Annotated in this window: 6 protein-coding genes; all 6 read left to right on the forward strand. The window is 46.1% G+C overall.

Annotation, left to right across the window (positions count from 1 at the left end):
- Positions 1-281: IS30 family transposase (locus tag K941_RS0113845; protein WP_029104043.1), on the forward strand; the 281-nt coding region annotated here is incomplete at its 5' end.
- A gap of 137 nt (positions 282-418) precedes the next feature.
- Positions 419-1,333 carry a DUF808 domain-containing protein gene (locus K941_RS0113850; protein WP_029104044.1) on the forward strand — a complete coding sequence of 305 codons (915 nt, stop codon included), beginning with the start codon at positions 419-421 and terminating at the stop codon, positions 1,331-1,333.
- Positions 1,334-1,489: 156 nt separating this feature from the next.
- A complete protein-coding gene (gene rpsU, locus K941_RS0113855; protein ID WP_029104045.1) occupies positions 1,490-1,705 on the forward strand; it encodes a 30S ribosomal protein S21 in 216 nt (71 codons plus the stop codon).
- Positions 1,706-1,940: 235 nt separating this feature from the next.
- The gene (locus tag K941_RS0113860) at positions 1,941-2,243 is read left to right on the forward strand and encodes a hypothetical protein (protein WP_029104046.1); all 303 of its coding nucleotides are present in this window, start codon (positions 1,941-1,943) and stop codon (positions 2,241-2,243) included.
- A 111-nt stretch (positions 2,244-2,354) separates the two neighbouring features.
- Entirely contained in the window at positions 2,355-5,249 is a 2,895-nt protein-coding gene (gene polA, locus K941_RS0113865) for a DNA polymerase I (protein ID WP_029104047.1), read from the forward strand.
- Between the two features lie 24 nt (positions 5,250-5,273).
- Entirely contained in the window at positions 5,274-7,001 is a 1,728-nt protein-coding gene (locus K941_RS0113870; RefSeq protein WP_029104048.1) for a SulP family inorganic anion transporter, read from the forward strand.
- Positions 7,002-7,085: the final 84 nt, after the last annotated feature.

The following is a 7,085-nucleotide window of genomic DNA, read 5'->3' on the forward strand; positions in this document are numbered from 1 at the left end:
CACCAGATAGAGGGAAAGAATTTGCCAAACATCAAGAAATAACAGACCACTTAAAAGCAACCATCTACTTTCCACCACCAAGACAGCCTTGGCAAAGAGGAAGTAATGAAAACACCAATGGGTTATTAAGAGAATATTTCCCCAAAGGGTCTGATACTAACCAGTGGGACAATCAATACATACAAACAAAGGTCGCAAAACTCAATCTGCGACCTAGAAAATGTTTAAATTGGCGAACACCTTATGAGGTCTATTATCAAAAGGTGTTGCAGTTAGTTTGATGATTTAAGATTGAAAAAAGAAAATCAGTATTTTGTTTTGTCAGTCAAAAAATACCACAAGACTACAAAATCACTAAGGAAAGTTTGACGGCTTATGCTAAACTACGCTTTTTATTAAGACAGGCAATAGGGTAACTATGGCAGGCAGTTTGCTGATACTACTAGATGACATTGCAACCTTGCTAGATGACGTGTCAATATTAACAAAGGTCGCCGCCAAAAAGACGGCAGGTGTGTTGGGTGATGATTTGGCATTAAACGCCCAGCAAGTAACAGGCGTGCGTGCCGACCGTGAGCTTGCGGTGGTGTGGGCGGTGGCAAAGGGGTCATTTATCAATAAATGTATCCTTGTGCCAGCAGCTCTTGCCATCAGTGCGGTGGCGGCGTGGCTCATCACGCCTTTACTTATGATTGGTGGGCTGTTTTTGTGCTATGAAGGCTCGGAGAAGGTCATTCATAAATTCGCCCCCAAGCTCTTGCCCCATGACTTAGACGATGAAGATGCTCATCAGGCACGTCTAGAAGCCAACGCCAACGATGAGGATTTGGTGGCGTTGGAGCAGGACAAAATCAAAGGAGCGATTCGCACCGACTTTATTTTGTCGGCAGAGATTGTGGTTATCTCGCTTGGGGTAATGACAGCGACGACCTTTATGACCAAAGCCTTAGCACTATCTGCCATTGCCATTTTGATGACAGTGGGGGTGTACGGACTGGTGGCGATGATTGTCAAAATGGACGATGTGGGTATGCATTGGGCGGCACAGTCTGACCCTGCCAAACAAAAAATGGGTAACCTGCTCCTTGCCTTTGCCCCCAAACTCATGAAGTTTTTGTCTATCGCAGGTACGCTTGCCATGTTCTTGGTTGGTGGCGGTATTTTGGTGCATGGCGTGGATATACTACATCATCAAGCCGAGCATTTGTCGCACTTGTCGGGCATGTTTGGCGGTCTGACCGAGACCATTTATAATGGCGTGGTGGGCTTTATCGCAGGCTGTCTGGTTGTGGCGTTGGTGGTGGTGTTTAAAAAGATAAAGTCTGGGGCATAAAAGCTTGTTTTTGTGGCTAGTATCTGCTATAATCGGCAGGTTTTGTAAAAAACACCTTGTTCCAATTTGAGCTGATGCCTACGCCAAGACCGTACCAGCTAATTATAATATACAGCCAAATTGATGTCTTAGTTGTCTTGATAATCGGAGTAAACCATGCCCTTAGTAAAGGTCAAAGAAAACGAACCTGTTGATATTGCGATTCGTCGCTTCAAACGTGCTTGCGAAAAAGCAGGCGTTCTGGCTGACGTACGTAAAAAAGAATTTTACGAAAAACCAACCCAAGAGCGTAAGCGCAAAAAAGCCGCTGCGGTCAAGCGTTATAAGAAAAAAGTATGGCGTGAACAAGCACGCACCGTGCGTAAATACTAATCGGTATTTCGCCACGAAAAGCACTCATATTTGGGTGCTTTTTCTTTTGGCTTGCTATCTTATTTTAAAAAAATCTATTTGCACAAATTCCTTAATCATAGTCATTCATCAAACGTGGTAGAAAATTTTACAATTTGTTACAAATTGCTTAAACTCATGACAGTTACGCCTTGTACAATACGCACTCTTTGATTTACTTAATTATTGTGTTTTGTTTTTTTAATGGGAGTTCACCATGAAATCATTTTTTACCCCTGCTCTTATCTTATCTGTTTTAACTTTGTCCGCCTGTGTTGCGCCCATTGATGCACCAAATACAGGGGCGGTTGTCGTGCCTGTACCTGTGGGCGTGCCTGTGCTTGTCAAAGAAAATAAAGACAGTGTTCATGTCTGCAAAGTCAAAGCCTTTACCGAAACTTACCGCGCCGAAAACACCAGTCGTGGCAAGGCTCGCCTAGATGTACTCAAACAATGCCGAGCCAAGCACCATGAGATGTTTTGCCGTGATGAAGACGTGGAATGCACCGAATATGACTAAACGGTAAACCTAAGCCCTGAGCATCAGGGCTTTTTTATGGGGAAATTTTCCCTAATTTTCCTTTTTTGGGTATAATAGTTCAAATTTTATATCAAAAAAGTTATTAAAATCATGACCTACACCGACATCCCCAACCTTGCCACTTTTGACACGTCCGCCATTGATAAATCCAAACCACCTGTCATTCTCGTGGACGGCTCGTATTATCTGTTTCGCTGTTTTCACGGCATGCCCCCTTTATCCAACCAAGACGGCTTGCCCACCAATGCCACTCGTGGCGTGCTAAATGCCTTGGGCAAGCTCATCAAAAAATACAAGCCCACCCACATGGCGGTCGCTTTTGATACCAAAGCCCCCACCTTTCGCCACGAATTATCGGACGCTTATAAGGCTCATCGTCCGCCGATGGACGATGATTTGCGAGTGCAGATTCCGTATATTCATGAGATGATTGAAAAATTAGGCATTTCCCTCATCAAAATTGACGGTTTTGAAGCGGACGACATCATCGGCACGCTTGCCCGTAACGCCTGTATGCAGGGCTACCCTGTTGTCATCTCCACAGGCGACAAGGACATGGCACAGCTGGTTAATGACTGTGTGATTTTGGAAGACAGCTTTAAGGACAAAATCACGGACGTACAGGGCGTATTTGACAAATTTGGCGTACACAACACCCAAATCGCCGATTATCTCACGCTCATGGGCGACTCATCGGACGGCATTGCAGGCATTCCTAAGGTTGGGGCGAAGACGGCAAGCAAGCTACTTACCGAATATGGAGACATTGACGGCATTTTGGCAAATTTGGCAAACATTAAAGGGATGGTTGGGCAAAAAATCGCCGAACATCAAGGCGAAATCCCTCCAAATCGCACCCTTGCCACGATTGTTACCAATTTAGAATTACCCATTTCATTTGACGAATTAAAATTGGACAACAATAAAGAGACACAAATAAAACGTGCCAAAGCGTTATATGAGTTATTTAAGACATTAGAATTTAAAAAAGAAATGGCGGAGCAGTTGACATTATTAAAAATGGCGGAGTTGCCTATTACTGATGATTTATTTAATAATGACAATGCCGATAATGAATTAAACAATCCTTTTGATGATAATTTGGCTGATAACAGCGATGAATTAACCGTTAAACCCTTACCCATTAAACAAGGTACTTATAAAACCATAAATAGCCTTGATGAATTTCATAAGCTTATTGATAAATTAAAGAGTGTGCCTTATTTTGCCATTGATACCGAGACCACCAGTATTGATTGGCAAAAGGCAGAGTTGGTTGGGGTATCTATCGCCACCGCTACTTATGAAGGCTATTATATCCCTGTGGGGCATACGGGCGATTTTGATATTTTGCTTGATAATCAATTAGATAGGGACTTTGTTTTAAATGAGTTAAAACTCATTTTAGAAAATCAGAGTATCGGCAAAATCGGACAGCACATTAAATACGACAGTCATGTTTTTAAAAAATATGGCATTGAGCTAAATAATTGGCATATGGATACCATGTTAGCCAGCTATGTCATAAACGGCGTAGCGACACGGCATAACATGGATGATTTGGCAAAACACTATCTGGGCGTAAATACCACTACCTTTGAAGACGTGGCAGGTAAAGGAGTAAAACAGCTTAGCTTTGATAAAGTGGACATGGATAAGGCAAGCGATTATGCGTGTGAAGATGCGGACATTACGTATCGATTGTTTAGTGTGTTTGACGAGTATTTACAAAAAGATACTAATGCCAATAGCCTTTTGCACAAATTAGAAATCCCTACCGCTCAAATCTTAGCCCAAATGGAGCATGACGGCATTTTGATAAAGACCGAATTTTTGGGTAAATTATCGCTTGCTTTTGACAATCAAATCAGTCAGTTAGAACAAAAGGCGTTTGAGTTGGCGGGTGAGAGCTTTAACGTGGCAAGCCCCAAACAGCTTGGCGAGATTTTGTTTGATAAATTAGGCATATCAGGCGGTAAAAAAACCAAAACAGGGCAATATTCCACGTCTGAGGCGACCCTTGCCAAGATTGACCACCCGCTTGTGGACGTGGTGCTAGAACATAGAAGTCTATCCAAGCTCAAAAGCACCTATACGGACGCTCTTGCCAAAGTTGCTGACAAACAGGGGCGAGTGCATACCAGCTACCACCAAGCCTTGACGAGTACAGGGCGACTGTCGTCATCAGACCCCAACCTACAAAATATCCCCATTCGCACCGACACAGGGCGACTCATTCGTGAGGCCTTTATCGCACCGACAGGGCGTGTGATTATGGCGGCGGATTATTCGCAGATTGAGCTGCGGCTCATGGCTCATTTTAGTGGCGATGAGAGTTTGATTAATGCCTTTAAAAACAACCTAGACATTCACACCGCCACCGCTGCCGAGATTATGGGTAAGGAGCTATCAGACGTAACGCCAAACGAGAGACGTTCAGCAAAGGCGGTGAATTTTGGGCTACTATACGGTATGGGTGTGTTTGGGCTTGCCAAACAGCTTGGCGTAGAAAATGGCGTGGCAAAGGACTATATCAAGCGGTATTTTGCCCGCTATCCTGCCATACATGACTACATGGAAAATACCAAAAGTTACGCCAAATCAACAGGTTATGTTACTACCATTTTGGGACGTAAGCTCTACGCTCCCGACATCAACTCATCAAACGCCATGATAAGACAGGGGGCGGAGCGGGCAAGCATTAACGCCCCACTACAAGGCTCTGCCGCCGAAATCATCAAACTTGCCATGATAGCCGTGGATAAAATCCTACCCAAAGACCATGCCAAACTTTTGCTACAAGTGCATGATGAATTGGTATTTGAAGTCGATAGCGATAAGGCGGACGAGATAGGCGAGCTTATCAAAACTGCCATGCAAAACGTGCTGACCGATACCGCAAAAAGCTTAGGCTGGGACGTGGATTTTGCCGTGCCACTTGTTGTGGAGATTGGTGTGGGGGAGAATTGGGAGAAGGCTCACTAAACAAGATAACAGACAAGTACCGACATGGCATTTACCAAACGACCTGCTTTTAATATAATCCCCACATGGCTCGCCCCCTTATTGGCAGAGCCAAAGCGTGCCTTGTCTGAGCTTAGCACAGGGCTGATGATGGCGGTGCTGGTCATTCCCCAAAGTTTGGGTTATGCACTGCTGGCAGGGCTACCGCCTGTCATGGGGCTATACAGTGCCATCGTGCCAACGATGGTGTATGCCTATGTTGGGTCAAGCTCGGTCAATGCCGTCGGGCCTGTTGCCATTACCGCCATCATGACGTCGGGGGCGTTGTCGTCCTATGCGTTGGGGAGCTTGCAGTATCAGGCGATGGCGGTAACGCTTGCCTTGATGGTTGGGGTGCTACTCATGCTCGCCCATGTGATACGTTTGGGCTGGATTATGCAGTTTGTCAGTCGTGGTGTGGCAAGTGGCTTTATCAGTGGGGCGTCTGTGCTGATTATTTTGGGGCAGTTAAAACATCTCATCGGCACGCCCTTATCAGGCGATGGACTCATTGACATGATGGGCAAGATGGCAGGGCAAGAGCGACTGTTTCATGCACCCACCGCCATGTTGGGACTGGGGGCGTTGGGACTGCTCTTCATGAACCGCTACCGCCCCACACTCATGCACGGCGTGCTGTATCGCCTACTGCCTAAGTCCGCCCATGCTCACATCGCTCGCTTTTTTATCGTGGTACTCGTTGGCGTAAGTATCATCATCGCTCGGCAGTATGACTTTGCCAATCTCGGCATTGCCACGCTCGCCCCCTTGCCGACACATCTGCCTCCGCCTGCCTTACCTATGGTGAGCCTAGACATCATCATCACGTTACTGCCGTCTGCTCTGCTCATCGCACTCATCGCCTTTATATCCAGTGCCAGTGTGGCGGGCAATCTGGCACGCATTCGCCATGAGCCATTTGCTCCCAACCATGAGTTAAAGGGGCTGGGACTTGCCAACATCGCAAGTTCGCTCTTTGGCGGATTTGCCGTCTCAGGCGGTATCTCTCGCACCAGCATGAATGTCGCACTCGGAGCGAACACACCCCTATCGTCCATGGTCTGTGCCATAGGCGTGCTGATTATTGCGTTATTTTTGGGGCAATTCATCACGGGGCTACCCTATGCGGTGCTCTCTGCCGTCATCATCACGTCTGCCATTGCCATGATTGATGTGGCAAGTTTTAGGGTCGCCCACGCCCAAGACAAAAGCGAAGCCCTAACCCTTGCCATGACTTTTGTGGCGTGCGTGGGCTTTGGGCTGAACATCGGGCTTATCATAGGGCTACTGGTCAGCTTTGCACTCATCATCTATCGCTCGCACCGTGTGCATATGGCGGTTGTGGGGCAGGTTGAGGGTAGCGAGCATTTTCGGAACATTCATCGCCATGATGTACAGACCTTTGATAACATGATACTCATTCGCATTGATGAGAGCCTATATTTTGGCAATGTCGCCACCGTCCGCACCGCCCTAGATGACATCTGCCGTGAGTATCCTACCGCTCGCCACATTGTCATCATCATGACGGCGGTCAATCACGTGGATTTGTCCGCCCAAGAAATGCTTGCCGACTTTAACCGCACGCTCATCATGGACGACAAGCAATTACACTTTACCGAAATCAAAGGGCCCGTTATGGACGCTCTCATGCACACCCCTGTCATCACAGCACTAAGCGGTCAAGTGTTTTTAAGTACAGGTATGGCGGTAAACACCTTAAAAAATACTTGACAGCCTGCCAAATCCGCTGATAATCTTTTCAAAAATTGAAAAATTGAAAAATTGAAAAATTGAAAAATTGAAAAATTGAAAAAT

This window comes from Moraxella caprae DSM 19149 (genome assembly GCF_000426885.1).
Classification (GTDB): domain Bacteria; phylum Pseudomonadota; class Gammaproteobacteria; order Pseudomonadales; family Moraxellaceae; genus Moraxella; species Moraxella caprae.

Bases quoted from the DNA above. Each gene is read 5' to 3' on its own strand.
- rpsU (WP_029104045.1), top strand. From the start codon at position 1,490: ATGCCCTTAGTAAAGGTCAAAGAAAACGAACCTGTTGATATTGCGATT.
- K941_RS0113870 (WP_029104048.1), top strand. From the start codon at position 5,274: ATGGCATTTACCAAACGACCTGCTTTTAATATAATCCCCACATGGCTC.
- K941_RS0113860 (WP_029104046.1), top strand. From the start codon at position 1,941: ATGAAATCATTTTTTACCCCTGCTCTTATCTTATCTGTTTTAACTTTG.
- K941_RS0113850 (WP_029104044.1), top strand. From the start codon at position 419: ATGGCAGGCAGTTTGCTGATACTACTAGATGACATTGCAACCTTGCTA.
- polA (WP_029104047.1), top strand. From the start codon at position 2,355: ATGACCTACACCGACATCCCCAACCTTGCCACTTTTGACACGTCCGCC.